This is a genomic window from Pararhodobacter oceanensis, from assembly GCF_003076755.1.
GTDB classification, from domain to species: domain Bacteria; phylum Pseudomonadota; class Alphaproteobacteria; order Rhodobacterales; family Rhodobacteraceae; genus Pararhodobacter; species Pararhodobacter oceanensis.
The window spans coordinates 207764-232443 of record NZ_QDKM01000001.1; the positions used below are offsets into that span (position 1 = coordinate 207764).

General features: G+C 63.7%; 24 protein-coding genes and 1 riboswitch. Of the genes, 10 read left to right on the forward strand and 14 right to left on the reverse strand.

All coding sequences use genetic code 11. The features are described from left to right. Positions 1-10 precede the first annotated feature (10 nt). The 4 genes from DDE20_RS00910 to DDE20_RS00925 are packed head-to-tail and all read left to right on the forward strand — an operon-like array spanning position 11 to position 3311. Positions 11-766: an ABC transporter ATP-binding protein gene (locus DDE20_RS00910; protein ID WP_240607797.1), complete on the forward strand. Its 756-nt coding sequence runs from the start codon at positions 11-13 to the stop codon at positions 764-766. Continuing rightward, complete coding sequence (locus DDE20_RS00915) at positions 763-1473, forward strand: ABC transporter ATP-binding protein (RefSeq protein WP_205961594.1); 711 nt, start codon at positions 763-765, stop codon at positions 1471-1473. Before DDE20_RS00910 ends, DDE20_RS00915 begins: the two co-directional genes overlap by 4 nt. Before the next feature lie 13 nt (positions 1474-1486). Further along, positions 1487-2341 (forward strand): urea ABC transporter permease subunit UrtB, encoded by an 855-nt coding sequence (gene urtB / locus DDE20_RS00920; RefSeq protein ID WP_116556566.1) that lies wholly within the window; start codon positions 1487-1489, stop codon positions 2339-2341. Position 2342: 1 nt separating this feature from the next. Further along, positions 2343-3311: a branched-chain amino acid ABC transporter permease gene (locus tag DDE20_RS00925; RefSeq protein ID WP_116556567.1), complete on the forward strand. Its 969-nt coding sequence runs from the start codon at positions 2343-2345 to the stop codon at positions 3309-3311. Positions 3312-3374: 63 nt separating this feature from the next. Here the strand turns inward: DDE20_RS00925 and DDE20_RS00930 are convergent, their stop codons facing one another. The 13 genes from DDE20_RS00930 to DDE20_RS00990 form a co-directional block, all read right to left on the reverse strand. Continuing rightward, on the reverse strand, positions 3375-4052 hold the full coding sequence (locus DDE20_RS00930) for a cysteine hydrolase family protein (RefSeq protein WP_165814385.1): 678 nt from the start codon (positions 4050-4052) through the stop codon (positions 3375-3377). Positions 4053-4170: 118 nt separating this feature from the next. Continuing rightward, positions 4171-5241, reverse strand: a complete 1071-nt coding sequence (locus tag DDE20_RS00935) for an aromatic ring-hydroxylating dioxygenase subunit alpha (RefSeq protein WP_116556569.1) — start codon at positions 5239-5241, stop codon at positions 4171-4173. A 121-nt stretch (positions 5242-5362) separates the two neighbouring features. After that, the gene (fdxA, locus tag DDE20_RS00940; protein WP_116556570.1) at positions 5363-5692 is read right to left on the reverse strand and encodes a ferredoxin FdxA; all 330 of its coding nucleotides are present in this window, start codon (positions 5690-5692) and stop codon (positions 5363-5365) included. A 96-nt stretch (positions 5693-5788) separates the two neighbouring features. Next, a complete protein-coding gene (locus DDE20_RS00945; RefSeq protein WP_116556571.1) occupies positions 5789-7294 on the reverse strand; it encodes a malonate--CoA ligase in 1506 nt (501 codons plus the stop codon). Positions 7295-7462: 168 nt separating this feature from the next. Continuing rightward, the gene (locus tag DDE20_RS18875) at positions 7463-7894 is read right to left on the reverse strand and encodes a TonB family protein (protein WP_165814386.1); all 432 of its coding nucleotides are present in this window, start codon (positions 7892-7894) and stop codon (positions 7463-7465) included. Positions 7895-8493: 599 nt separating this feature from the next. Then, positions 8494-8874 carry a biopolymer transporter ExbD gene (locus DDE20_RS00955; protein WP_116556573.1) on the reverse strand — a complete coding sequence of 127 codons (381 nt, stop codon included), beginning with the start codon at positions 8872-8874 and terminating at the stop codon, positions 8494-8496. After that, the gene (locus DDE20_RS00960) at positions 8871-9266 is read right to left on the reverse strand and encodes an ExbD/TolR family protein (RefSeq protein WP_116556574.1); all 396 of its coding nucleotides are present in this window, start codon (positions 9264-9266) and stop codon (positions 8871-8873) included. The genes DDE20_RS00955 and DDE20_RS00960 overlap by 4 nt, the downstream gene beginning before the upstream one ends. After that, entirely contained in the window at positions 9263-9880 is a 618-nt protein-coding gene (locus DDE20_RS00965) for a MotA/TolQ/ExbB proton channel family protein (RefSeq protein ID WP_116556575.1), read from the reverse strand. Before DDE20_RS00965 ends, DDE20_RS00960 begins: the two co-directional genes overlap by 4 nt. Next, positions 9877-10650 (reverse strand): ABC transporter ATP-binding protein, encoded by a 774-nt coding sequence (locus DDE20_RS00970; RefSeq protein ID WP_116556576.1) that lies wholly within the window; start codon positions 10648-10650, stop codon positions 9877-9879. Before DDE20_RS00970 ends, DDE20_RS00965 begins: the two co-directional genes overlap by 4 nt. 11 nt (positions 10651-10661) lie before the next feature. Next, positions 10662-11696, reverse strand: a complete 1035-nt coding sequence (locus DDE20_RS00975; protein WP_116556577.1) for a FecCD family ABC transporter permease — start codon at positions 11694-11696, stop codon at positions 10662-10664. Next, on the reverse strand, positions 11693-12562 hold the full coding sequence (locus tag DDE20_RS00980) for an ABC transporter substrate-binding protein (protein WP_240607798.1): 870 nt from the start codon (positions 12560-12562) through the stop codon (positions 11693-11695). Before DDE20_RS00980 ends, DDE20_RS00975 begins: the two co-directional genes overlap by 4 nt. Beyond that, positions 12537-14420 carry a TonB-dependent receptor plug domain-containing protein gene (locus DDE20_RS00985; RefSeq protein ID WP_165814388.1) on the reverse strand — a complete coding sequence of 628 codons (1884 nt, stop codon included), beginning with the start codon at positions 14418-14420 and terminating at the stop codon, positions 12537-12539. Before DDE20_RS00985 ends, DDE20_RS00980 begins: the two co-directional genes overlap by 26 nt. Before the next feature lie 126 nt (positions 14421-14546). Continuing rightward, positions 14547-14757: riboswitch (cobalamin riboswitch) on the reverse strand. Between the two features lie 80 nt (positions 14758-14837). Further along, the gene (locus tag DDE20_RS00990; RefSeq protein ID WP_116556580.1) at positions 14838-15785 is read right to left on the reverse strand and encodes a MurR/RpiR family transcriptional regulator; all 948 of its coding nucleotides are present in this window, start codon (positions 15783-15785) and stop codon (positions 14838-14840) included. Positions 15786-15896: 111 nt separating this feature from the next. Here DDE20_RS00990 and DDE20_RS00995 point away from each other — a divergent pair, with 111 nt between their 5' ends. From DDE20_RS00995 to DDE20_RS01020, 6 genes are all read left to right on the forward strand, one after another. After that, positions 15897-16868, forward strand: a complete 972-nt coding sequence (locus DDE20_RS00995; protein ID WP_116556581.1) for a TAXI family TRAP transporter solute-binding subunit — start codon at positions 15897-15899, stop codon at positions 16866-16868. 215 nt (positions 16869-17083) lie between these two features. After that, a complete protein-coding gene (locus DDE20_RS01000; RefSeq protein WP_116556582.1) occupies positions 17084-19726 on the forward strand; it encodes a TRAP transporter permease in 2643 nt (880 codons plus the stop codon). A gap of 12 nt (positions 19727-19738) precedes the next feature. After that, positions 19739-20170 (forward strand): universal stress protein, encoded by a 432-nt coding sequence (locus DDE20_RS01005; protein ID WP_116556583.1) that lies wholly within the window; start codon positions 19739-19741, stop codon positions 20168-20170. A 3-nt stretch (positions 20171-20173) separates the two neighbouring features. Next, positions 20174-21511, forward strand: coding sequence for an aspartate aminotransferase family protein (locus tag DDE20_RS01010; RefSeq protein WP_116556584.1), 1338 nt, complete (start codon positions 20174-20176; stop codon positions 21509-21511). Further along, complete coding sequence (locus tag DDE20_RS01015) at positions 21508-22281, forward strand: beta-keto acid cleavage family enzyme (RefSeq protein WP_338066500.1); 774 nt, start codon at positions 21508-21510, stop codon at positions 22279-22281. Before DDE20_RS01010 ends, DDE20_RS01015 begins: the two co-directional genes overlap by 4 nt. A gap of 17 nt (positions 22282-22298) precedes the next feature. After that, the gene (locus DDE20_RS01020) at positions 22299-23330 is read left to right on the forward strand and encodes a glutathione S-transferase C-terminal domain-containing protein (RefSeq protein ID WP_116556585.1); all 1032 of its coding nucleotides are present in this window, start codon (positions 22299-22301) and stop codon (positions 23328-23330) included. On the opposite strand, the gene DDE20_RS01025 is transcribed toward DDE20_RS01020, so the two are convergent. Then, on the reverse strand, positions 23316-24677 hold the full coding sequence (locus tag DDE20_RS01025; protein WP_116557203.1) for a phosphohexomutase domain-containing protein: 1362 nt from the start codon (positions 24675-24677) through the stop codon (positions 23316-23318). The two genes, DDE20_RS01020 and DDE20_RS01025, sit on opposite strands and share 15 nt — an antisense overlap. Positions 24678-24680: the final 3 nt, after the last annotated feature.

Here is a 24680-nt window from a genome sequence, read left to right on the forward strand (position 1 = left end):
AGGGGCGGCAGTGACCGTGTCCTCCGCGCTGCTCGAAGTCGAGGATATCACCAAGCGTTTTGGTGGTATCGTCGCCCTCGACGGGCTGAACCTGACCCTGAAGCCGGGGGAATTGCGCTGCATCCTCGGCCCCAATGGCTGCGGCAAAACCACCCTGTTCAATGTGCTGACTGGCGCGTTCAAACCGACCTCGGGTCGGGTGCGGTTTCGCGGCGAGGTGATCAGCGGCAAAGGTCCGGTGGCGATCTCGCGGCGCGGGATTTCGCGTAAATTTCAGGTGCCGGGGATTTTCCCGGACCTGACCGCGCAGCAAAATATCGCCCTGCCGATGGCCGCGGCCTCACGCAAACCCACTGTCCGCACACTGGTGCGCCGCGCGCCCGATCCCGCGCGGCTGGCCGAGCTTTTGGATTTCGCCGGGCTCAGTGACAAAGCCGATATGCTGGCCAGCGATCTGGCCCATGGCGAGAAGCAGCGGCTCGAGGTGGCGATGCTCTTGGCGGTTGACGCCGATCTTCTGCTCCTTGATGAGCCGACCGCGGGGATGTCCAAGGGCGAGACCGCCAGTATCGCCGCGTTGATCCGCAAATTGACCAGCGATTTCGGCAAAACCGTGCTGGTGATCGAACATGACATGCAATTTGTCCGCGCGCTGGACTGTCCGATCACCGTCATGGCTCGCGGCGCGGTGATCGCCGGCGGCACATATGACGAGGTGCGTAGCAATCCGCAGGTGATCGAATGCTATCTGGGGCGTGCCGCATGATTCTACAGATCGACCAACTCTCCGCCGGTTACATCAAGGGCAGTCAGGTGCTCGACGGGCTGGACCTGAGCGTCGCCAAAGGCGAGTTCATCGCCCTTTTGGGCCGCAACGGCATGGGCAAAACCACCCTGATGCGTGCCATTGTCGGGCAGTTGAAACCCAGCGCTGGGAAAATCCGCTTTGCCGGCAATGATATCACTGGCGCCGCCCCCTATAAGGCGGCCCGCGCTGGCATCGGCTATGTGCCGCAGGGCCGCGAGATTTTCGCCGATTTCACCGTCGAGGAAAACCTGCGCATGGGGCTGTTGGGCAAGCCCGGATTGGGCGCTCTGGTGCCCGATTGGCCCTATGAGATTTTCCCGATCCTCAAGGAACGCCGCCACCAGCGCGCGGGCACCATGTCGGGCGGGCAGCAACAGCAACTGGCGATCATGCGCGCGCTTCTGGGCCAGCCCGAGCTGTTGATCCTTGATGAGCCCTCCGAGGGCATCCAGCCCTCGATTGTCCATGATATCGGCATCGCCCTGCGCGATTACGCCAAGGAACACGGGCTGACGATCCTTCTGGTCGAGCAAAATCTCGATCTGGTCAGCCTGCTTGGCCATCACGCGCTGTTCATGGAGAACGGCAGTATTGTCGAGCGGGTCGACGATATGGACCGGCTGCAGAACGACGCCGCGCTCATCGCCCGCTACCTCTCGGTCTGACAAGGAAAAACCCATGGATATTGTTGTCTTGATCGGTCTCGACGCCTTCAGCTACGTGTTGACGCTGCTTCTGGTCACGCTGGGGCTGGTGATCATCTACGGGATGATGAATGTGATCAATATGGCCCATGGCGAGCTGTTCATGCTGGGCGCCTATACGGTGGCGACGCTGCTGGCCTCGGGGGTGCCCTTCTGGATCTGCCTGCTGGCCGCGCCCATAGTGGTCGGGCTGGCGGGGCTCTTGGTCGAAGAATTTGTCATCCGCCATGTTTACGGGCGCCCGATCGACACGATCCTCGCCACATGGGGCCTGTCGATCGCGATCAAACAGATGATCATCATCGTCTTTGGCCCCGCCGCGGTCAGCATCGCCAATCCGGTGCCGGGATCGGTCAACCTGATGGGCGTCGATTACCCCGCTTACCGGCTGGTGATCATGGCGCTGGCCGCCGCTTTGGCGCTGGCCACCTATCTGGTGATCTACCGCAGCACCACCGGGCTGCAGATCCGCGCGGTGATCTCGAACCGCGCGATGGCGGGATCGCTAGGCGTCAACACCCGCCGTATGGACCGCGCCACCTTTGCCGTCGGCTCGGCGCTGGCCGGTGTCGCGGGGGCGATCATGTCGCCGATGATCAGCGTCGATCCGCAGATGGGCGTCGGCTTTTTGATCCCCGCGTTTCTGTCGGTGCTGGTCGGCGGGCTGAACTCGCTGATCGGAGCGGTGATCGGCGCCGGCACCATCGGCGGCACCACCAGTATTCTCTCGGCGAATATGGCGCAGGCCGATGCCCAGATCATCGTCTTCCTGCTCGCCATCATGATCATCCGGTTCGTGCCGCAAGGCCTGTGGAAAGGGTTCCGCTAATATGCTTCTCCGCCTTCCAATCCTTTTGTCGCTGGCCTTCGGACTGCTGCTCTTGCTGGCCCCCCTTGCGCTGGACGACTGGCGCCTGAGCCAATTGGCGCAGCTTCTCACCTACGGGATTTTCGCGCTCAGCCTGTCGTTTATCTGGGGGCAAGTGGGCATACTTTGCTTCGGGCAGGCGATCTTTTTCGGCACTGGCGCCTATGTGATGGCGCTGGTCACGCTGGGCAAACTGCCATGGCTCGGCGAGAGCCAGATCCTCGGCCTCTTGCTGGCCACTTTGGCGGCGGGCGGCGTGGCCTTTATCCTTGGCCTCTTTCTGTTCGGCGGGCGCGGGATCACCGGCGCGCATCTGGCGGTGGTCACGCTCTGCGCCGCGGTGGTGATCGAGATTGCCACCGGACGCTGGGGGTTTGTCGGCGGCTACAACGGGTTGCGCGGCGTGCCGCCCCTGACCACGCCATGGCCGCGCGACGACATCTATCTGAGCGGGCTCGAGACCTATTTCCTGATCTTCGCGGTGCTGGCGGCGGTGTATTTCCTGCTCTTGTGGCTCACCCGCACGCCCTTCGGCACCCTGCTCGCCGCGATCCGCTCGAATGAAGAGCGCACGCGGTTTCTCGGCTTTGACGTGACCATGGCGAAACTCTTCGCCTTCTTCCTCTCGGGTATGGTCGCGGGGCTGGCGGGCGGGCTCTTTGCCGCGCAATTCGGCTTTGTCTCGCCCCAGCTGATCGGCTTCGCACTTTCCACCGAGGTGTTGATCTGGGTCGCGGTTGGCGGGCGCGGCGTCTTGCTGGCGGCGGTCGCGGGCGCGCTCTTGGTGCGCTGGGGCGAGGATCAACTCTCGGACCAGATCGGCCAATATTGGCTCTTGGCGACGGGGCTGTTGTTCATCGTCATCGTGGTCATCGCGCCACGCGGCTTGTTTGGCCGGATACTGGATCTTTCGCCGCACCGAAAATCGTAAGTGTGCAAACAAAACAACGCCCCGCTCTTTCGGGCGGGGCGTTAGGTTTAAGACTACCGCGCGTTAACCTTGAAACGCCGCCACGATATCCTCGGCTGTGGCCACTTCGGCAAACAAAAGCGCCATATTCAACAGCGTCGATTGCTGTTCGATCTCCGAGACCGTCCCCGTCGCATCCGCAGCAAAAACAACATCATAGCCATATTGCATCGCATCGCGCGCGGTGGAATCGCAGCAGCAATTGGTCATCGTCCCCGAGATAATCAGCGTCCGAATGCCCCGTTCCTGCAAGATCTCATGCAAATCGCAGGTGCCCATGATGAAGGCGCTGAACCGGGTCTTATCAACCACCAGATCCTCCGCCGCCACATCCAGCCCGTCCCAAAGCTGCAAATCATGCGCCTCTGGCCCGAACGCTTCACGCTGCCGCGCCGAGCGGTCGGGGTTGAGGAAATTCCGGTAAAACGCATCCCAGGCCCGCTCATTGGGATCATAGGCAAAGCGGGTAAAGGCCACCATGCCCCCCGCCCCGCGCACCGCCTGCGAGATCGCGTTGATCTGCGGCACCACCGCCCGCGCCGGCGGGGTTTCCAACAGCGCCCCCTCGCGCAGAAACCCGTTTTGCATGTCGATCACCAGATGCGCGGTGGTCGCCGGATCGGCCGCTTCCAGCAGGTGAAATTCCCCCCGCGTCCAGGCGTGCCGCGGCTCGAACTCCGGCTCCAATTGGTAGCGCTGCATATCATTCTCCCTTGCCAGTCCAAATCCACCACGCCGCGGCGCAAATGTCACCCGACGATCCGCCGCACCCTCCACAGCACCGCGTATCGCCCGATGACCGCCCCCGAATCCGCCGTGGCTAGTCGTGAAACACGTAAGACCCGTTGCCCGGCCCCGAGGCATCCTCGGTGCGCTCGCGCTCCAGCAATTCGGCGATGCGTTTACGATAAACCATCGGACCTTTATCAATCGCCAGCCGGATCGGGCGCCGTTTGCGCGGACGCTGCTCCTCTTGATGCACCGCCTCAAGGATCGCCTTATCCTCGCTGAACGCGGTCTCGAACATCGCGTCCATTTTCGCCGAGGCCTCCTCGGTTCCCACCGCCTTGTTGCGCAGATGCATCCAGCGGTCGATGGTGTAATTCTCGCTCACCGGCGTGATGAAATGCAGGGCAAACACACGGGTGCCACTGTCGCGGTCATCCTCGGCAATTTCATCGGCGGTATCCGCCGAACCAAAGTCGATATAAGCGGTGCAAGGCAGCCGTAGATGGTAATAGTGCCAACGGTCAACATTGCCGCTAAACCCGCCAAATGCCTTGAAAAATCCAATCGGCTCGGCATCCCGGATCCAGCGCCAGGCAACAATCTCCGCCCCTTCGGTCGAGACATGCACCGGCACGTTTTCCGACGCCGCATTGCCCAAAGTGGTCTCATGAACAAAGCTCACATGCGCCGGATCCACAAGGTTTTCAGCAACATTCAGATAGTTCGATTTCAGATGCAAAGCACCGCCGTGATGCGCGTGCCAGCCTGCATCATGAAACTGCGGCAGGTCGAAAATCTCGTCAGGATCGGCGCGCTGGGGATCACCCATCCAGATCCAGACAATGCCGTGGCGCTCCTCGATCGGATAGGCATCAACCATCGCCGAGAGCGGAATCCGGTCCTGCCCCGGCACCCGCACGCATTTTCCTTCGGTATCAAAGGTTAACCCATGATAGCCGCATTGCACCGTGTCCCCGATCCGCTTGCCATGGCTCAGCGGCAACTGCCGGTGCGGGCAAACATCCTCCAGCGCCGCCACCCGCCCGTCACTGCGCCGAAACAGCAGCACCGGATCGCCCAGCAGCACGAAACGGCGCAGTTCCTGATCGATTTCGGTCGACCAAGCGGCCACATACCATGCGTTGCGTACGAGTGTCGTCATGATGTCTCCCCATCTCCCTCACCTATACTTTGTGCGCTAAGTATTGAGACCTAATCTCACTCCGTCAACTGATAACTCGAAAACATAGGGGAAAATTTCATCTATCCCGGAACGACGCGCCTCAGGCGGCGGGCGCTTCGGATAGATGCGGCAGTTTACCGGTCTTTTCGGCCCAAGCATCGGCGTCTGGCATCGGATCTTTCCGCTCGGCGATATTGGGCCAGAGTTCGGCGTATTTGCCGTTCAGCGCGACCCAGTTTTCCATCTCCGCCTCGGTGTCGGGCAGGATTGCCTCGACCGGACATTCCGGCTCGCAGACCCCGCAATCGATACATTCATCAGGGTGGATCACGAGGAAATTCTCGCCCTCGTAGAAGCAATCTACCGGACAAACCTCGACGCAATCGGTGTATTTACAGTTAATGCAACTGTCAGTGACAATATAGGTCATCCGGCCCTCATTTATGTTTGCATACAAACAATAAATTCACGCCCCCTCCCCTGTCAATCCGCAATCACCAATCCCGCAGCGGCGCGGCGCAGTCGCTCAGGCGAATAAGTCTTTGAACTGCGCGCGCAGCAGGTTTTTCTGCACCTTGCCCATGGTGTTACGCGGCAGTTCCGCGATCACTTCGATATGTTTGGGCTGTTTGAACTTCGCCAGATGCAAGCCCAGATCAGCCGCGATTGCAGCCGTGTCGATCTGCTCCCCCACGCGCGCGACCAGCACTGCCACCACCGCCTCGCCGAAATCGCGATGCGGCACCCCGATCACCGCGCTTTCCAGCACGCCCGCCTGTTCATCCAACAGCAATTCGATCTCTTTGGGATAGACATTATAGCCGCCGGTGATGATCAGATCCTTCTGCCGTCCGACAATGCTGACATAGCCGTCGCCGTCGATCACCCCGATATCGCCGGTGATGAAAAACCCGTCCGCGCGCAGCTCTTCGCGCGTTTTCTCGGGCATGCGCCAATAGCCTTGAAACACATTCGCGCCGCGCACTTCGATCATTCCGGCCTCACCCGTAGGCAGCTCCGCGCCACTCTCGGGATCGGTGATTTTCACCTCAACTCCCGGCAGCGCGGGACCAACGGTGCCCGCTTTGCGCGCGCCCTCATAGGGGTTCGAGGTGGTCATATTGGTCTCGGTCATCCCGTAACGCTCGAGAATTCTATGCCCGCTGCGCGCCTCGAATTGCTGATGGGTCTCGGTTAACAACGGCGCCGAGCCCGAGGTGAATAGCCGCATATGTTCGACCAATTTCTTGGTAAACGCGGGTGTATCCAAGAGCCGCGTGTAGAAGGTCGGCACCCCCATCATCGTGGTCGCTTTGGGCAACCATTTCACCACCTCAGCGGCGTTGAAAGCGGGCAGGAAAATCATCGATCCGCCCGCACGCATCACCACATTGCAGGCAACAAACAGCCCGTGGGTATGAAAGATCGGCAGCGCATGCAGCAGCACATCCGAGGCCTCGAACCGCCATTCCTTAACCAAAGTCTCGGCGTTCGACAGCAGGTTGTCATGGCTCAACATCGCCCCTTTCGAGCGCCCGGTGGTGCCCGAGGTATAGAGGATCGCCGCCAGATCCTGCGCCCCGCGCGGCACCGCTTTGCCCCCTTCGCTGGCGCGCGCTAAATCGCGCAAACTGCCCTCTCCCTGCGCATCCAACGTCTCGAACCGCGCGCCGTTTGCGCTGGCAATACCTTCTAATGCCTCGGCTTTTTCGGGATCACCGATCAAGAGCGCCGCCCCGGAATCCGCGACGAAATAGGCGACTTCCTCGGCGGTATAGGCGGTGTTGAGCGGCAAGAACACCACGCCGGTGGCCAGCGCGGCGCCGTAGAGCGCCAAGGCCTCGGGGGATTTCGCCAGTTGCACCGCCATCCGGTCGCCGGGTTTCAACCCCAACCCTTGCAGTGCCCCCGCCAGTGACATGGTTAATTGGTAAAACCCCGCCCCCGAGACCTCCACCCCATTGGCATCGGTCAAGAAGACGCTGTCACGCGCGGCAAGCGGGGCCACCAAAGTGTCAAAAAGCGGGTTCATCTTGATCACAATCCTTGCAATTATGCTTAACCTGAGCGCCGAAAGGGCGTTAACCTTTCCAGCGCCAGCGTCACGTTACCGCGTTATCGGCCGAAACAAGCGCCTCTTGCAATCCCCGCGACGAGAGGCGGCCACGGCGGGCCTGCGCGGATGCGCGGTAAGGCCCTGTTAACTTCCGAACCTGAGACTGATCTGAAAGGTCCGCGCGGCAGTCCCCAGCACCGGATCGGCGGCGGGGAAGCGGGCGCTTTGGGCGGCGGCAAGCGCGGCGGTATCCAGCCGCGCATTGCCCGACCCCTGCACCACGCTGGCCGAGACCAGCGCGCCATTCGGCTGGATGCGCAGCCGCAGGGTGACACGGCCACGCCCGGCGGTGCGGCCCCGATGACGCTCGATCTGCGCGCGGATACGGGCGCCCCAAGTGGCCAGCGCATCCGCCTGCCGTGCGGCGCCGCCGGGGTCGGCGGATTGCCCCTGCACGCCCGCGCTCTCGCCCCCGCCACTGCCCTGCGCGCGGCGGGCGGCGGTCGCTGGCGCGGCGGCAGGCGGCGGGCTTGCAACTGCGGCGGTAGGTGCAGCGGCAGGCCTCACGTCGCGCATCAAATCCGCGGGCCGTTCGGGCGGTGCGGGCACAAAGGGGCGCGGCGCGGCGGCGGGTTCCGCTGGCGGCTCTGGCGCAGGGGGTGGCGGCGGCGCGGTGAAGCGAGTCTCTGCGGTTTCGGTTGCAGGGGTCGGCATCGGCATAGCGAGCGCAAGCGGCGGCGGCGCGACAGGCGCGGGCGCGGAAGGGGCGAGCGCGTCAGGCAGGGATGGCGCGCGGTGCGCGGCGGTCGGCGGCGTGGTGTTAACCACGAGGTTTTCGGGAGAGACTGGCGCCACGAAGGCCGTCTCGGGCTGGCCCACGGACGCAGTGGGAACGCGCGGCACGGCCAGCGCGACCGGCTGGTTTGGCCGCGGGACAGGTGGCAAAACATCCGTTATTTCAACAGGTTCCGCAGGGGATTCCGGCGCGTTAACCGCAGGTGCGCGCTGCCAATCCTCGATCAATTCACCAAGCGCCCCCCCCGAGGCCAAGAGCGATACCATCGCATCGCCCCCTGCCCCCGCCGACCCTGCCGCACCCCGCTCACCACTCGGAAGCATTGCCAAATGCACGGCTCCCGCCGCCGCCAAACAGAGGGTAAATCGCAGCGCTTCGCTCATGGCCGCACCACCATCAGCTCAACGCTTTCCAGCCCCGAGGCGCCCAGATTTTGCAAGGTCGTGACCAGCGTTTCGCCCGTCACATCCTGATCCGCATGCAGCCGCAAAACGCCCGATCCCGCTGCTTCCGCTGCCGCGCCCAGCGCGTCGGCCCCGCGCAAATCACCATATGCCAGCGCCCCGTCGACGCCCAAAAACAACCGCGCCGCGCCGCCTTCGCTGGCCTCTCCCTGCGCGTCGGGCAAACGGATCGGCAGTGGATCGGGCGGCTCCAACCGCGCACCGGCGGCCAAGAGCACCAGCAGCAAAACCGCGACGTTGATCATCGGCAACATCGGCTCGGATGGGGTTTTGATCGGGCGGCGTCTGAGGTTCACGGCCCGCCCCCCGGTGCCAGGATCACCCGCGCGATCCCCTCGCCGCGCAGCGCGCCAATCACCTGCGCGAGGTCCGCGACCGTGGCCTCGGCGCGCGGCAGGGCGATCACCGGCGCGCCCTCATCGGTCATCAGCGCAGCCAGCGCTTCCGGCAGCTCGGCCAGCGAAATCGACACCCCGTTTAACCATATTGCCTGCGCGCCGATCTCGACCAAACGCGGCGGCCCCTCCCATGCGCCGCCCGCGCCCGCGCCTGCGATCGACAGCGGCAGCGCCTCTTGCTGGTCGAGCCGCGCGGCCACCATGAAGAACACGATCAACAGGAAGATCACGTCGATCATCGCCACCAATCCGGGGCGTCTGGCAGGCCGCGGGCGCGACAGGCGGATCATGGCGCGGTGAACACGCGGGTTGCCGCGCTCTCGATGCTGGCGGTCAGCCGGTCGAGCACGCTTTCAAACCAGCTATGCGCGGCGAGCGCCGGAATTGCCACGCCCATGCCTGCCGCCGTGGTTAACAAAGCCTCCCAAATGCCGCCCGCCAAAAGCGCCGGATCAGCGCGGCTGCCCGCGTCCTCAAGGCCCTGAAAGGCGGCGATCATCCCCAGAACCGTGCCCAATAGCCCCAGAAGGGGCGCCAGCGTGCCGATCAATTCCAGCAACCGCAGGCCGCCGCGCTGTGCGTCAAGCGCCTCGCGGGCGATCCGCTCGACCTCCTCGCGGGCTTTGCCTTGTGGCAGGCGTTCGCGCAGATCAATGGCGGCGCGCAGCACGGTTTTGCCCACCGCCGCGCCCTGCGCCACGGCAATCGCGGCGGCGCGGTCGCCCTGCGCATAGGCCGCCGCCGCGCGCGCCACCGGGCGGCGCGAAAACGCCCCCGAGGCAGCCAGCGCCAGCGCCTTCCACAGGATCACCGCCATGGTTAACACCGACAGCCCCGCCAGCAGCATCAGGATCGGGCCACCGCGCGCAAATAGCGCCTCGATTACGTCATAGCGTGCGGTCATCCGCCCCTCCCGGTCAGCGCGACAGGGTGCAAAATCAGCCCGTCGCTGGTGTCAATCATCTGCGCGCGTATCTGGAATACATCCGCCAGAACCTCGGGCGTCAAGACATCCATGGGCGCCCCGTCGGCGACAATCCGCCCCGCTTTCATCGCCAGCAGCCGCGTGCAATAGCGCGCCGCCAGCCCCAGATCATGCAGCGACACCAGTACCCCGCGCCCCGCATCCGCGACGCTGCGCAGCCGGTCCATCAGGGCGATTTGCTGGGCGGGATCAAGGCTGGCAGCGGGTTCATCGGCGATCACCAAAGGCGTGTCCTGCACCAGTAGCCGCGCCATCATCACCCGTGCCAATTCGCCGCCCGACAGCGAGGTGGCGGCGCGGTCAGCCAGCGCGGTTAGCTCCATCTCCGCGAGGATCGCCTCGACCCTTTCGGCCACGGTTTGCGGCACATGCAGCCCGATCCCGCGCGCCGGCAGCAAGCCCAGCGAGACCAGATCGCGCACGCTGACCGGCCATGCGACATCGCGGTTTTGCGGCAGGAATGCCACCTGTCGGGCGCGCTCTTCGGGCGGCAGCAAGGTTAACGACGACAGACCCTGCGCCCGCTGCAACCCTAGTGCGGCGCGCATCAATGTGGTCTTTCCCGCGCCATTCGGCCCGATAAGCCCCACGCACTCTCCCCGCGCGAGGCTAAAAGAGGCCTCAGCGACCAAATCCCGCGACCCTTCGCGCACGGTCAGCGCGTCAATGGTTAACAACTCTTGGTCCATCCCCGCCCCCGTCATCGCTGCTGCGCCAGTCTGGTGCGCAGGATCAAATGCAGGAAGAAGGGCGCGCCGAGGATCGCCAGCAATACGCCCAGCTTCAGGTCGCGCCCCGGCAGGATCACCCGCACCGCGATATCCGCCGCCAAGAGCAGCGCCGCGCCGCCCAGCGCCGAGACCGGCAGCAAATGCGCCGGTCGCGCGCCGACGCTGCGGCGCAGGATATGCGGCACCACCAGCCCGACAAAACCGATCGCTCCGGCCACCGCGGTCGAGGCGCCGACAATTGCCGCGACGCCCAGTAGCACCGTCCAGCGCAACCGCGTCAGGTTCACCCCCAGCGTCGCCGCCACATCCTCGCCCAGCGTCAGCGCCGAGAAGGCGCGGCCTTGGCTGAGCAGCATCGCCGATCCCAACACGATGAAGGGCAGCGCCAGCAGCACATGATCCCATGAGCGGTCAGTCAAGGAGCCCAGCATCCAGAACACGATCTCATTGGCGGCGAAAGGATCGGGCGAGAGGTTGAGGGTCAGCGCCACCATCGCGCCGGCCAGCGCCGAAACCCCGATACCGGCAAGGATCAAGGTTAACGAGCCCCCCCGAGGACCGGCCAAAAGCGCCAGCAGGAACACCGCCACCAGCGCGCCGCCGAGACCGGCGAAAGGCAGCGCCAAGGCCGCCGTTGCCGCGATCCCCGATTGCAGCGACAAGACCGCGCCGACCGCCGCCGCGCCGGAGACGCCCAAGAGCCCGGGCTCGGCCAGAGGGTTGCGCAGATAGCCCTGCATCGCCGCGCCCGAGAGGCCCAATCCGGCACCGATCAGCGCCGCCAGCACCGCCCGCGGCAGGCGCAATTCGCGCATCACCAAGACCAAGGGATCCTCGCCGCCTTGGAATAACGCGCGCAGGCTCTCGCCCACCGGCATCGAGATCGGGCCGATCAGCAGCGAGGTCACAAAGAGCACCGCGACGAGGAGCGACAGCGCAATCAAGGTTAACCTGAGGCCGCGCGCGCCACGCTGGCGGATGGTCTGGCTCGTGGTCTCATTCATCGCCCCAGCTCCTCAATCAAGCGGGCCGCAGCCTCTAACACATAGGGCGTGCCGCAGATCCAGCCGCTGTCATTGCTCGCTGCTCCGGCGCGAAACGCGCGGCTGCCGCGCAGCGCCGGATGCGCCAAGAGCGCGCGGGCCTGCGAATGCCCCTCGCGTCCACCCCCGCCACCATCGGCGCGGCCCAAGATCAGCCGGTCGGGATCGGCCAACAAGAGCGCCTCGAGCGGCAGAAACCCGCCCCAGCCCAACCCCAACTCACCGGCGATATTCACCAATCCGGCGGCGGCCAAGATCTCGCCCTCCAGCGTCTGCGCCCCCGCCGTCCAGCCCTGCGCCGAATAGACCGCCGCGCGCAACTGCGGCTGTCCGGCAATCCGCGCCGCCAGCGTCTCGCGGTCGCGGGTGAACTGCGCGATCAGCTCGGCGGCGCGCTCTTCGCGGTGCAAAAGCCTGCCCATCCGCCGCAGATCCTCCACAATCGCGTCAAAACTGGGCAGCAGCGGAAAGCGCTCGACCTGCAGGCCCAGCCGCTCGAGCATCGCCACGGTGGTCATCGCGGTATAGGGGCCGGTGAGGATCAGATCGGGGCGCAACCGGTAGATTTCCTCGGCCAGCCCGCGATTGCCATGCAGCGCACGGGCAGCCTCGGCCAAGGGCGGCACGGCTTGCTCGACCGCCAGATAGCTGACCGAGACCAGCTGCCCGGGTGCGGCCACCATCAGCGCCAGTTGATCAGTGCAGAGGTTCATCGACACCACCCGCGCAGGCGGGCTGTCTTGCGCCACAGCGGGCGCTGCCAGCCCGGTGAACAGGGCCAGCAGCAGAGATTTCAGGCGATCAGAACCGCGCACGAAGGCCGACATAGGCCGCCCGCCCGCGTCCGGCATAGCCCCAGCTTTCCGACGTCGCCACATCAAACAGATTGGTCACCCGCCCGACCAGTTGCACACGGTCGGTCAGGTCATAACGCCCCGAGATATCGACGGTGGTATAGGCGGGCAGTTCCAGCGTCTGATAGGCGCCCCAGAACTGTGTGTCGAAATTGCCCGAGACATGGCGCAGATCGACGCTGACGCTGGCGCGGTGCTGCATGAAACCATAGGTCAGCCCCAAAGCGGCCTCATGCCGAGGGCGGCGGATTTCGATACTGCCACTTGGTTCATGCGCATCGAGATAGGTATAGCTCATCCGCATCGACAGCGCGTCACTGATATCGACACGGCCCGACAGCTCGAGCCCGCGCCGCGTGCTGACGCCGGGCTGGTTGTTATTGGTGCTGGTCCCGCCACCAAGAGGCACCCATTTGATCTCATCGGTCAAACGCTCGTTGAACAGGGTGATATCGACATAGCCACGGCCCTGAAACACGGGGATTTCGACGCCGATATCAAAGCTCTGGTTCTGCTCGGGACGCAGGTTCGGGTTGCCGATGGTGCCCCAGATATCGCCATACAACTCGCCATAAGTCGGGTTCACCACGCCGGTGCCTGCCGAGGTATGCAGGCGCACACCGCTATCGGCGAATGTATAGGCCATGGCGAGGGTCCAAGTGGTGGCATTGGGGAACATGGTGTTGACGTCATGGCGCGCGCCCGCCTGCACCGAAAACCCGCCCAGATTGCCTCGGTATTCCAGCGCATAAGAGGTGTTCTGCCGCGAGAATGACGGATCCATGCTGCTGCTGTCCTGCTGGTTTTCGACCATCAGGTTGAGCAAATGCGCCGCGCTCTCGACCGGCGCTCCGTCAAGGCCAAAGCTCAGCCGGTAACGCCAGACATCGGCGGTGGTGTCGATCTGCGAGCCACCGGGATCGCTCAGGCCGGTGCGCGTCGCTTCATAGGCCAGACGGTGGGTCAGCCGGCCATCCAGCATCTGGTAATTGAGCCCCAGCGATCCGGTCAATTCGTCACGATCCGTGGACAGCGTGGCATCATCCATGACGTAATCATCGACGCCGGTCGGGGTCCAGCTCTCGCTGTCATACTCATAGTGCTCGCGCGCGCGGCGCAGGGTGAAATCAAGCGTGAGATCCTCGGTCAGCGCGAAATCGCCCGAGATCACTGCGCTGCGGCGGCGGATGCCGTCGCGTTCGCCGCCCGAGCCCGAGAGATCATACCCCTCGTCGTCCAGATGCGACAGCGACAGCGACAGCCCGCCCCGCTCGCCACGCTGGGCGAAAAACGCGGTGGCGCTATGGGCCGAGCCGGTCTCGACGCTGAAATCCATCGTCCGGCCAAGCTCGCCGCGACGGGTCACGATATTGATCACCCCCGAAGAGGCATTCGAGCCAAAGACCACCGATTGCGGGCCGCGCAGCACTTCGACGCGCTCGATATTCGAGGCTTCCAGCCCGCTGAAATAATATTCACCGTCGCCGCCTGCCGCGCGCACCCCGTCGATCAAGACCAGCGTATGGTTGCCCTCGCCGCCGCGCATGCGCACCTGCGTCATCCCCGGATTGGCGCCATTGAGCGACACGCCGGGCAGCGCGCGCAGCACCTCGCGCACGGTGCTCAGCCCGCGCGCCTCGATCTCGTCGGCAGTGACCACGCTGACCGCACGGCCAAGGTTCTCGGCCTCGACCGGCGTCAGACCGCCCAAGAAAAACACCTCGCCCAGATCGACGGTCTCGTCGTCAAGGATCACCACCTCATCGGCCTGCGCGCTGGCGGCAAAAAGGGTCAGGGTGAGGGCGGAAACGGTGGAGAGATAATAGCGCATGGCTACCCCGAAAGCTGTATCGACACGCATCCGTGTCAGAAATGGCAATAAGCGGGGGAGAATTCCCGCCGCGGTTGATAGTCACCGCGACGGCAGATGCCGTTGCCCGGACGCCCTCCGCGCCCAAACAGGGTGATCACTCCGGCAGGTCTCCTGACTTACGGGTCAACGCGCGGATGGGCCTTCCCAGAGCCAAAGCCCCAGTGGCATGTCCAACCGCGCTCACCGCTTACAGTTGCGGGGGCAGCTTCGGAGTTGGCCCGAGGGGCGCGCACCGAAATTCCCTTCTTGCGTCCGGCATTGAAACAGCGCCGGAACCGGAATGCGTCACCCTTAGCGCATCTGCACAGCGGGTCAAGCATGGATGCGCGGGCACGGGTTAACCATGGCGCAATCCGCACTGAAGGGTCGCAAAACCTATATATACACCCCGAAGTCGAGCAACTGCCGCTCGTAATCGGCGATCCTTGCGGCGGCTGAGTCGCTGCGGATGATCATCTCGCCGACCAGCGCCTCGGTCAGCGCAAAGGCCGCACCCAGCGAGGGCAAGGATTGCGGCCCCTCCATCGGCACATCAAACACCACATCGGCGCCGCGGGCGATCGGCGCGGTGTAGCTGTCGGTGATCGCGATCAATCTGGCGCCGCGGGCGGTGGCGATCTCATGGGCGCGCACCACCTCCAGCGAGTAATGCGCAAAGCTGATCACCACCACCAGATCCTCGGCGCCGCAACCGATAATCGCATCGGCGATACTGCCCGATTGGGTCAAGGGCGGGGCGAAATTCTCCAGCGCCATATGCCCGCTATAGGCCAGATAATGGGCCAGCGCGAAACAACTGCGCACACCGACGCAATAGATCGTCCGCGCCGAGAGCATCAGATCAACCGCCTGCGCGATCTGCCCCAGATGTTGGGTGCTGAACAAAGCGTCGAGATTGCGATGCGCGGCATCCTTGATTTGTTCGGGCAGTTGCGCGCCATCTCCGGCATGCAACCGTTGGGCGCGCAGCCCATAGGTCGCGTCATCCTTGCGGAAGGCCGCCTGAAACGCCTCGCGGCAGGGCTCGAACCCCGAAAACCCCAAGGCCACCGAGAGGCGAAACACAGTATTCGCGTTGACCTCGGCCTTGGCAGCCAGCGTGCGCACCGAGTGAAACGCCATATCCTGCGGGTTCTCCAGCGCCCAAGCGGCCAGCTTGCCAATCGCCGGCGGCGCGGTATGCACCAGCTCCGCCAGCGCCTTGAGCAGATCGTCCAGCGTTTCGGGCACAGGCGGGGTCTCGGGCATGGTCTCGGGGCTCTTGTCGGGGCTAACTTCGGGGTTTTTGGCGATATTTTTGCTGATGGCTCTAGCGGGTTTCATAGGTTTTTGTCATTCTTCATGGAAACATATGAATACCTCTCTTGACTATAATCAATCATTTGTTTCTCTTATGCGCTACGCTGTCTGAAGACCTTCACAGGGAGATTGAATATGAAGAAACATGTGCTCGGCGCGCTGGTCGCGTCCGCAACCGCATTTGCTGGTGGTGCCGCTTCGGCCCAAGAGCAGACCTTTGTCACCATCGGCACCGGCGGCGTCACCGGCGTCTATTACCCGACCGGCGGCGCGATCTGCCGCGTGGTCAACCGTGGCCGCTCCGAGCATGGCATCCGCTGCGGCGTCGAATCGACCGGCGGCTCGGTGTTCAACATCAACGCCGTCCGCGGTGGCGAGCTGGAATTCGGCGTTGCCCAGTCCGACTGGCAGTTCCACGCCTATAACGGCACCTCGCGCTTTGAAGAGCAGGGCGCTTTTGAGGGCCTGCGCGCCGTGTTCTCGGTGCACCCCGAGCCCTTCACGCTGGTTGCCCGCGCCGATGCCGGGATCACCTCGTTTGAAGACCTGCGCGGCAAGCGCGTCAACGTCGGCAACCCCGGTTCGGGCCAGCGCGGCACGATGGAAGTGCTGATGGCCGAGATGGGCTGGACGATGGACGATTTCGCCATCGCCTCCGAACTGCAGGCCGCCGAACAGTCGCAAGCGCTTTGCGACAACAACATCGACGCGATGATCTACACCGTCGGCCACCCCTCGGGCTCGATCCAGGAAGCCACCACCGCCTGTGATTCGGTGCTGGTCAATGTCACCGGCCCCGCCGTGGACGCGCTGGTCGAGGCGAACCCCTTCTACCGCGTCGCCACCATTCCCGGCGGCATGTACCGCGGCAATGACGAAGACGTCACCACCTTTGGTGTCGGCGCGACCTTCATCACCTCGGCCGATGTCTCGGACGATGTGGTCTATGAGGTGGTCAAAGCGGTGATCGAGAATATCGACCAGTTCCGCAGCCTGCACCCCGCCTTCGCCAATCTGGACCCGGCGGAAATGGCCAATGACGGTCTCTCGGCGCCGCTGCACGATGGTGCGGCCCGCTATTACCGCGAGGCCGGGTTGATCGACTGATCAAGCCAGACATCAGGCCGGGGCAAATGCTGCCCCGGCCTTTTCAACTACCCGCTGTTTCCGGCCCGCTATTTCCGGCTCCCTATTTCGACCCCCCTATTTTCGACCCCGAGACGACCCTATTCCTGCCCCGTTATTGACCGTCCGTAATTACCGACCGCCCCGATAAACCACCGTCCCTTAACAGAACGACCGACAAGCGAGAGAGTGGCTCTATGACCGACAAAAACACCGGCCATGAGGGCCGCCAGTTTTCCGACGACGAACTTCAAGATCTGGTTGCCAGCACTGACAGTGGAGCCCGCGCGCCCGACAATCGCGCCGTGGCTCTCTTGATTTCCGGACTGGCGCTGGCGTGGTCGCTGTTTCAACTCTGGATCGCACAGCCGCAGCTCTGGTTCGGCGCCTATCTGCCGGTGCTCAACTCCTCGCAAACCCGCCCGATCCACCTGACCTTCGCGCTCTTGCTGGCGTTCCTCGCCTATCCGGCGCTGAAATCCTCACCGCGCAACCGCATCCCCGTCACCGACTGGATCTTTGCCGTCGCTGCAGGTGGTTGCGCGTTCTATATCTTCTGGTTCTCGCGCGAATTGGCGCTGACTGCGCGTTCGGGCCTGCCGACACAGACGCAAGTCATTGTCGCCGCTGTTGGCATGATCTGCCTGCTCGAAGCCAGCCGCCGCGCGCTGGGTCCGGCGCTGACCGTGGTCGGCTCCCTCTTCGCGCTTTATGGCTATATGGGCCAGGGCTGGCTGATCCCCGAATTGATCGAGCATAACGGTATCTCCTTCAATTCCTTGATGAATGCGCTCTGGCTCGACACCGCTGGTGTGTTCGGTATCCCGCTTGGCGTCTCCACCGCTTTCGTGTTCCTCTTCGTGCTGTTCGGCTCGCTGTTGGATAAGGCAGGCGCGGGCAATTACTTCATCAAACTGGCCTTTGCGGGGCTGGGCCATCTGCGCGGCGGCCCTGCCAAAGCCGCCGTCGTCGGCTCGGCGATGACCGGCCTGATCTCGGGCTCGTCGATTGCCAATGTGGTCACCACCGGCACCTTCACCATCCCCTTGATGAAACGCGTCGGCTTCACCAATGAGCAGGCCGGTTCGGTCGAGGTCGCCTCTTCGGTCAACGGCCAGATCATGCCGCCGGTGATGGGCGCTGCCGCCTTCCTGATGGTCGAATTTATCGGCATTTCCTATATCGAGGTGATCAAACACGCTTTCATTCCGGCGGTGATCTCCTATATCGCGCTGGTCTATATCGTGCATCTCGAAGCCCTGAAAAAGGGCATGCCCGCGCTCGGCGAAGCGAAAAGCTTTCCGGCGATGATCGGCAAATTCCTGCTTGGTTTCTTCATCGCGGGCGCGGCCTTCACCGTGCTCATCTACGGCGTCGGCGCGCTGCAAGCCGCCGCCCCCAATCTGGCGGCGCCGGTGATGATGGTGCTCTTGGCGGCGGTCTATCTGCTGCTGGTGGCGATCTCGGCGCGGCGCCCCGATCTTGAGGTTGACGATCCCAACGCCGAGGAAATCAAACTGCCCACCGTCGGCGAAGTCTATGCCACCGGTCTGCATTACATCCTGCCGATTGTGGTGCTGGTCTGGTTCCTGATGGTCGAGCGCCAGAGCCCGGCGAAATCGGCCTTCTACGCCACCTCCTTGATGCTGCTGATCATCCTCACCCAGCGCCCGCTCAAGGCGATGTTCCGCGGCCAGATGGGCCAGTTGTTTGCCGAATTCAAAGGCGGGATCGACGATCTGATCGCCGGTCTGATTGCCGGTGCGCGCAATATGATCGGCATCGGTGTCGCCACCGCCGCGGCGGGGATTATCGTGGCGATTGTCACCAAAACCCCGATCGGCACCGAGCTTGCGGGCCTCGTTGAACTCCTCTCGATGGGCAACCTGCTGTTGATGCTGATCTTCGTCGGGATCTTCTCGCTGATCCTCGGCATGGGCCTGCCGACCACCGCCAACTATATTGTGGTGTCGTCCTTGATGGCCTCGGTTGTGGTCTCCTTGGGCGCGCAAGAAGGGCTGATCATTCCGCTGATCGCGGCGCATCTCTTCGTGTTCTATTTCGGGATCATGGCCGATGTGACGCCGCCGGTCGGGCTGGCCAGTTTCGCCGCCGCCGCGGTCTCGGGCGGCGATCCGATCAAAACCGGTTTCACCGCGTTTTTCTACAGCCTGCGCACCGTCGCCCTGCCCTTCCTGTTCATCTTTAACCCGACGTTGATCCTCTACGGCGTCGATCTGGGCACATGGACCGGCCTCCTGCAGGCGGTCATCGTCTTCATCACCGCGACCTTCGCCATGCTGCTGTTTGCCGCCGCGACACAGGGGTATTTCTTTGCCAAGTCAAGGATTTACGAAAGTGCCGCGCTGCTGCTGGTCGCCTTCACCTTGTTTGTGCCGAATGTCTGGCTAGATATGGTGCAGAGCCCGTTCCGCAGCATCGAACCCGCACAATTCGAGACCGCGGTGGCCGAAGCCAGCGACGGTGACACCCTGCGGCTGCTGATCGAAGGCCCGGATTTCAACTCGGGCGAGAGCACCTCGACCACGCTGGTCATGCAGATCGAGGGCGAAGGCGACGCCGCCGCGCGGATCGGCGCCTCGGGCCTGATGCTGATCCCCGAGGGCGATGTCATGCGGCTGGACGAACCGATGTTCGGCACTGATATCGCCGAGACGTTGGGCGAGTTCGATTTCTACGCCGATACGCCGGTGCGGCTGGCCTCGGTGCAGGCTCCGCAAGCGCGGATGCCGCAAGAAATCTTCTACATTCCGGCGCTTCTGCTGCTGTTCGGCGTGATCATGTTGCAACGCCGCCGCCAGACCCAGCCGGCTTTTTAAGGAGCCTTAACCATGTTTAACTCCATCCTGCTACCGATTGATCTGGCCGACGACGCGACCTGGAAAAAGGCGCTGCCGGCGGCGATCAATCTGGCCAAGGCCAATGACGCCCGACTGCATGTGGTCACCGTGGTGCCCGATTTCGGCATGTCGATTGTCGGCAGCTATTTCGACAAGGGGTTCGAGGAACGCGCGATCCGCGACATCGGTCACAAGATGAACGAATGGGTCGAGGCGCAGGTGCCGCAAAACGTCGATGTGCAGCCGCATGTGCTGCATGGCCGCGTCTATGAACAGGTGATCGAGGCCGCCAACCGGCTGGGCGCCGACGCCATTGTCATGGGCTCGCACCGGCCTGAATTGAAAGACTATTTGCTCGGGCCGAATGCTGCGCGGGTGGTCCGCCACGCCACGCAATCGGTGTTTGTGGTTCGCGGAGAATAAACCATGTCATCGCATGTTTTCGGGCGCTCTGCCGCCCAACTGCCCACCGCGCTGCGCGGTGACGGCTGCTACCTTTATGATGCCGAAGGTCGCGAATATCTCGACGCTTGCGGCGGCGCGGCAGTCTCGTGTCTGGGCCATTCCGACGCCCATGTGAAAGCCGCGATCACCCGCCAATTGGACGCCCTGCCCTACGCCCACACCGGATTTTTCACTTCCGAGGCCGCCGAGGATCTGGCCGATCTGCTGATCCAGCACGCGCCCGCAGGGATCGACCGCGTTTACCAACTTTCCGGCGGCTCCGAGGCGGTCGAAGCGGCGATCAAACTCGCGCGGCAGTTCCACATCGAGAACGGCGAACCGCAGCGCCACCGGCTAATCGCACGGCGCCAGAGCTATCACGGCAACACGCTGGGCGCGCTGGCCGCAGGCGGCAACGCATGGCGGCGCGAGAAATACCAGCCGCTCTTGGTCGAGACCTATCATATCGACCCCTGTTTCGAATACCGCCACCGCGCGGAAGACGAGAGCCTTGAGGCTTACGGCCATCGCGCCGCCAATGCGCTTGAGGCCGAACTCCTGCGCCTTGGCCCCGAGACGGTCATGGCCTTTATCGCCGAACCCGTCGTCGGTGCCACCGCCGGCGCGGTCACCGCCGCCCCCGGCTATTTCCGGCGCATCCGCGAGATTTGCGACCAATACGGCGTCTTGTTGATCCTCGATGAGGTGATGTGCGGCATGGGGCGCACCGGCTATATGTTCGCCAGTGAGGCCGAGGGGATCACCCCCGATATTGTCACCATCGCCAAGGGCTTAGGCGCTGGCTACGCCTCGATCGGGGCGATGCTCTGCACCGGCCGGATCTATGATGTGATCGCGCAGGGCTCGGGCAGTTTCCAGCACGGGCACACCTATCACGGCCACCCGCTCGCCGCCGCCGCCGCCCGCGCGGTGCTCGAGAGCATGGCGTCGCAGGGGTTGATCGCGCAGGTGCAAGCGCGCGGAGACTACCTTGCCGCCGCGCTGCAAGACCGGCTTGGCCAACACGCGCATGTTGGCGATCTGCGCGGGCGCGGGCTGTTTCGCGGCATCGAGCTGGTCGCCGATCGCGCCAGCAAACGTCCCTTTGATCCGGCGCTCAAACTCCACCAGCGCATCAAGGCGCAGGCGATGGCCGAGGGGCTGATGGTCTACCCCGCCGGTGGCACCGTCGACGGGCGCGAAGGCGACCATGTGCTGATCGCCCCGCCCTTCATTATCAGCGAGGCGCAGATCGACACGCTGGTCGACCGCTTCGCCACCGCTTTGGACCGCGCGATTGACCGGGTTAACCAACAATGAGCCGCCTGTTAACCCTGCCGCAGATCATGCTCGCCCCGAATGGCGCGCGCCGCACCAAAGACGACCACGCGGCGCTGCCGGTGACCATTCTCGAGGTGATCTCGGCCGCCAAATACGCCTTTGACGCCGGCGCCCATGCGCTTCATGCCCATGTCCGCGACGCCAAACAGATGCATGTGCTCGACGCCGGTCAATACCGCGAGCTGATCGCCGAAATGGCGCGGATGCTGCCCGATATGCCGGTGCAGATCACCACCGAAACCGCCGGACTTTACGACGCGGCAGCGCAGCGCGCACTGGTCGAACAGGTGATGCCCGAAGGCGTCTCGGTGGCCCTGCGCGAGATGTGGCCAGTGCCCGGCGCCGATGCGCAGGCAAGCCGGTTTTACCATTGGGCGCAGGAGGCGGGGATTGCGGTGCAGCATATCCTCTATTCCCCGCAAGACGTCGAACGCCTCGCCCGCAAGGTCGCGCAGGGCGATATTCCGGCGCCCGTGCAATGCCTGTTTGTGCTCGGCAGCTATACGCCGCCGACCCGCGGCACCCCCGCCATGCTGCACGGGTTCTTGCAAGCCTTCGCGCAACTGCCTGCGGGCAGCGATTGGGCCGCCTGCGCCTTTGGCGAGAATGAGCGCGATTGCCTGCTCGCCGCCCATGCGCAGGGCGGAAAAATGCGCATCGGTTTCGAGAACAATCTGACCGGCGCTGACGGCAAACCGGCGGTGGATAACGCCGCCCAGGTGCGCGATCTGGTGCAGCATCTGGGGTGACGGCGCAAGGGGGCGGCATGACCAATAAAGCGGTGGAAGAACCTCAAACCAACGCCGAAAACCGCCGCCAAAAGGGCGAATTCGTCCGCGGCGTCAGCGGCTTTCGCGCCACGCTTGGCGACGCCGACCACCCCGCCGAAACCGGTCGCTACCACCTCTTTGTCGCGCTCAACTGCCCGTGGTGCCACCGCGTCACCCTCGCCCGCACACTCCTTGGTTTGCAGGGCGCGATCACCATGGATGTGGCCTATCCCACCCGCACCGACGGGGATGATCCCGAGGGTCCCAACCTCTGGCAATTCGCCCCCGAGCGTATCTCGCCGCTCACCGGCGCACCGCTGCCCGAATGCACATTCGAGCGCGCCACCGGCCAGAACCACCGGCTGATCCGAGATATCTACGCGGCCGAGGGCGCCGAGGAACGCTCGGTCCCGATCCTCTATGACAAGAAAACGCAGCGCATCGTTAACAATGAAAGCGCCGAGATCATCCGCATGCTGGATGCGCAGGCCGAGGCGCTTGGCAGCACCCTACCGGAGCATCAGCGCCCGCGCCTCTACCCCGATGATCCCGCCCTGCAAACCGCGATCGACACGCTCAACGCGCAAATCTATGCGGCGATCAACAACGGCGCCTATAAGGCAGGGTTTTCCTCGGATCAAAGCACCTATGACGCGGCCTTTGATCTGTATTTTCAAACCCTCAACGAATTAGATCAGCGCCTATCAGACGGGCGCGATTTCCTCACCGGCGCGCAGTTCACCGAGGCCGATCTACGCCTCTTCCCGACGCTCTACCGCCATGATCCGGTCTATTACCTGCGGATGAAACTCAACGGCGCAAAGATCCTCGATTACCCGCACCTCTGGCGCTGGCTCTGCCGCGTGCACGCGCTGCAAGGAGTCGCCGAAATCAGCGCGTTAACCCATTGCCGACAGGGGTATTTCGGCCGCTCATGGAACCGCGTGATCCCGCGCGGCCCGTTCCAACCGATGCCATATCCCGAGGCCTATAACCACCCGGAACTGGCGCGTTCAGCCGGTCAGTAACGCACTGATCTTCGCCACATGCGGCGCCAGATCCAGCCCGCGGCTTTCCATATTCAACCGCACCACCGGCTCGGTATTCGACGACCGCAGGTTGAACCGCCAATCGCCCATATCAAGGCTGATCCCGTCCGTCTCATCGACCCCGCGCGCGGCGGGCTCATAGGCCGCACGCACCCGCGCAATCGCCGCTTTCGGGTCCTCAATGGTGAAATTAATCTCTCCCGAGGAGGGAAACGCCGCGCGCCGCGCCGCCACCAGATCGCCCAAGGCCCCCTTGCGGCTGACCAGTTCCAGCATCATCACCATCGGCACCATGCCGCTGTCGCAATGCACGAAATCGCGGAAATAATGATGCGCCGACATCTCGCCACCGTAAACCGCGCCGTGATCGCGCATCGACTGTTTGATAAAGGCGTGGCCGGTGCGCGCCTGAATCGCCTCGCCACCCGCCTTTGCCACCACATCGCGGGTGTTCCAGATCACCCGCGGATCATGGATGATCTTTGCGCCATTTTCGCGCAGCAAAAACACCTCGGCCAGCAGCCCGACGATATATTCGCCGTCGACAAACCCGCCCTCGGCGTCGAAAAAGAAACAGCGATCAAAATCCCCGTCCCACGCCACGCCCAGATCGGCGTCATGCGCGCGCACCGCCTCTGCCGTCGGCGCGCGGTTTTCCACCAGCAGCGGATTGGGGATGCCATGCGGGAAACTGCCGTCAGGCTCATGATGGATGCGGATGAACTCCAGCGGCGCGCCCTGCGCCTTGAGCCCCTCGGCAATCGCGTCAAACGTCGGCCCCGCCGCGCCGTTGCCTGCGTTAACCACGACCTTCAGCGGGGTTAACGCCGCCACATCGACAAATTCCAGCACCCGCGCCACATAACCCGCACGCGCCTCTACGCTGCAATCGACCACTCCGCCGCCTGTGCGAGCCGGACCAAAATCATCCGCCTCGGCCAGTGCCTTGATACGCGCCAGCCCCGTCGCCGCATCCAAAGGCGCCGAGCCTGCGCGGACCATTTTAAAGCCGTTATAATCCATCGGGTTATGCGAGGCGGTCACGCAAATCCCGCCGTCCGCATCGAAATGGCTGGTGGCGAAATACATCTCTTCGGTGCCCGACAGCCCAAGGTCCAAAACCTCGCAGCCCTCATCCATCAACGCCCGCGTCAAGGCCTCGGATAATTCCACCGAGGACGCCCTGATGTCGCGCCCCAAAACGATCCGCCGCGCGCCCAAAGCCCGCGCAAATCCGCGCCCGATCCGGTAGGCAATCCCCGCATCCAGATCGACGCCCAATTGGCCGCGAATATCATAAGCTTTAAAGCAAGTTAGCACGTTGATTTG

Coding starts and splice junctions, on each gene's coding strand:
- DDE20_RS18875 (WP_165814386.1), bottom strand. CDS start 7,894: ATGCGCGACGTGAGGCCTGCCGCTGCACCTACCGCCGCAGTTGCAAGC.
- DDE20_RS00945 (WP_116556571.1), bottom strand. CDS start 7,294: ATGAACCCGCTTTTTGACACTTTGGTGGCCCCGCTTGCCGCGCGTGAC.
- DDE20_RS00970 (WP_116556576.1), bottom strand. CDS start 10,650: ATGGACCAAGAGTTGTTAACCATTGACGCGCTGACCGTGCGCGAAGGG.
- DDE20_RS00975 (WP_116556577.1), bottom strand. CDS start 11,696: ATGAATGAGACCACGAGCCAGACCATCCGCCAGCGTGGCGCGCGCGGC.
- DDE20_RS00995 (WP_116556581.1), top strand. CDS start 15,897: ATGAAGAAACATGTGCTCGGCGCGCTGGTCGCGTCCGCAACCGCATTT.
- DDE20_RS00985 (WP_165814388.1), bottom strand. CDS start 14,420: ATGCGCTATTATCTCTCCACCGTTTCCGCCCTCACCCTGACCCTTTTT.
- DDE20_RS00925 (WP_116556567.1), top strand. CDS start 2,343: ATGCTTCTCCGCCTTCCAATCCTTTTGTCGCTGGCCTTCGGACTGCTG.
- DDE20_RS00960 (WP_116556574.1), bottom strand. CDS start 9,266: ATGATCCGCCTGTCGCGCCCGCGGCCTGCCAGACGCCCCGGATTGGTG.
- DDE20_RS01015 (WP_338066500.1), top strand. CDS start 21,508: ATGAGCCGCCTGTTAACCCTGCCGCAGATCATGCTCGCCCCGAATGGC.
- DDE20_RS00930 (WP_165814385.1), bottom strand. CDS start 4,052: ATGCAGCGCTACCAATTGGAGCCGGAGTTCGAGCCGCGGCACGCCTGG.
- urtB (WP_116556566.1), top strand. CDS start 1,487: ATGGATATTGTTGTCTTGATCGGTCTCGACGCCTTCAGCTACGTGTTG.
- DDE20_RS01005 (WP_116556583.1), top strand. CDS start 19,739: ATGTTTAACTCCATCCTGCTACCGATTGATCTGGCCGACGACGCGACC.
- DDE20_RS00935 (WP_116556569.1), bottom strand. CDS start 5,241: ATGACGACACTCGTACGCAACGCATGGTATGTGGCCGCTTGGTCGACC.
- DDE20_RS00965 (WP_116556575.1), bottom strand. CDS start 9,880: ATGACCGCACGCTATGACGTAATCGAGGCGCTATTTGCGCGCGGTGGC.
- DDE20_RS01020 (WP_116556585.1), top strand. CDS start 22,299: ATGACCAATAAAGCGGTGGAAGAACCTCAAACCAACGCCGAAAACCGC.
- DDE20_RS01010 (WP_116556584.1), top strand. CDS start 20,174: ATGTCATCGCATGTTTTCGGGCGCTCTGCCGCCCAACTGCCCACCGCG.
- DDE20_RS01000 (WP_116556582.1), top strand. CDS start 17,084: ATGACCGACAAAAACACCGGCCATGAGGGCCGCCAGTTTTCCGACGAC.
- fdxA (WP_116556570.1), bottom strand. CDS start 5,692: ATGACCTATATTGTCACTGACAGTTGCATTAACTGTAAATACACCGAT.
- DDE20_RS00990 (WP_116556580.1), bottom strand. CDS start 15,785: ATGAAACCCGCTAGAGCCATCAGCAAAAATATCGCCAAAAACCCCGAA.
- DDE20_RS00915 (WP_205961594.1), top strand. CDS start 763: ATGATTCTACAGATCGACCAACTCTCCGCCGGTTACATCAAGGGCAGT.
- DDE20_RS00980 (WP_240607798.1), bottom strand. CDS start 12,562: ATGTCGGCCTTCGTGCGCGGTTCTGATCGCCTGAAATCTCTGCTGCTG.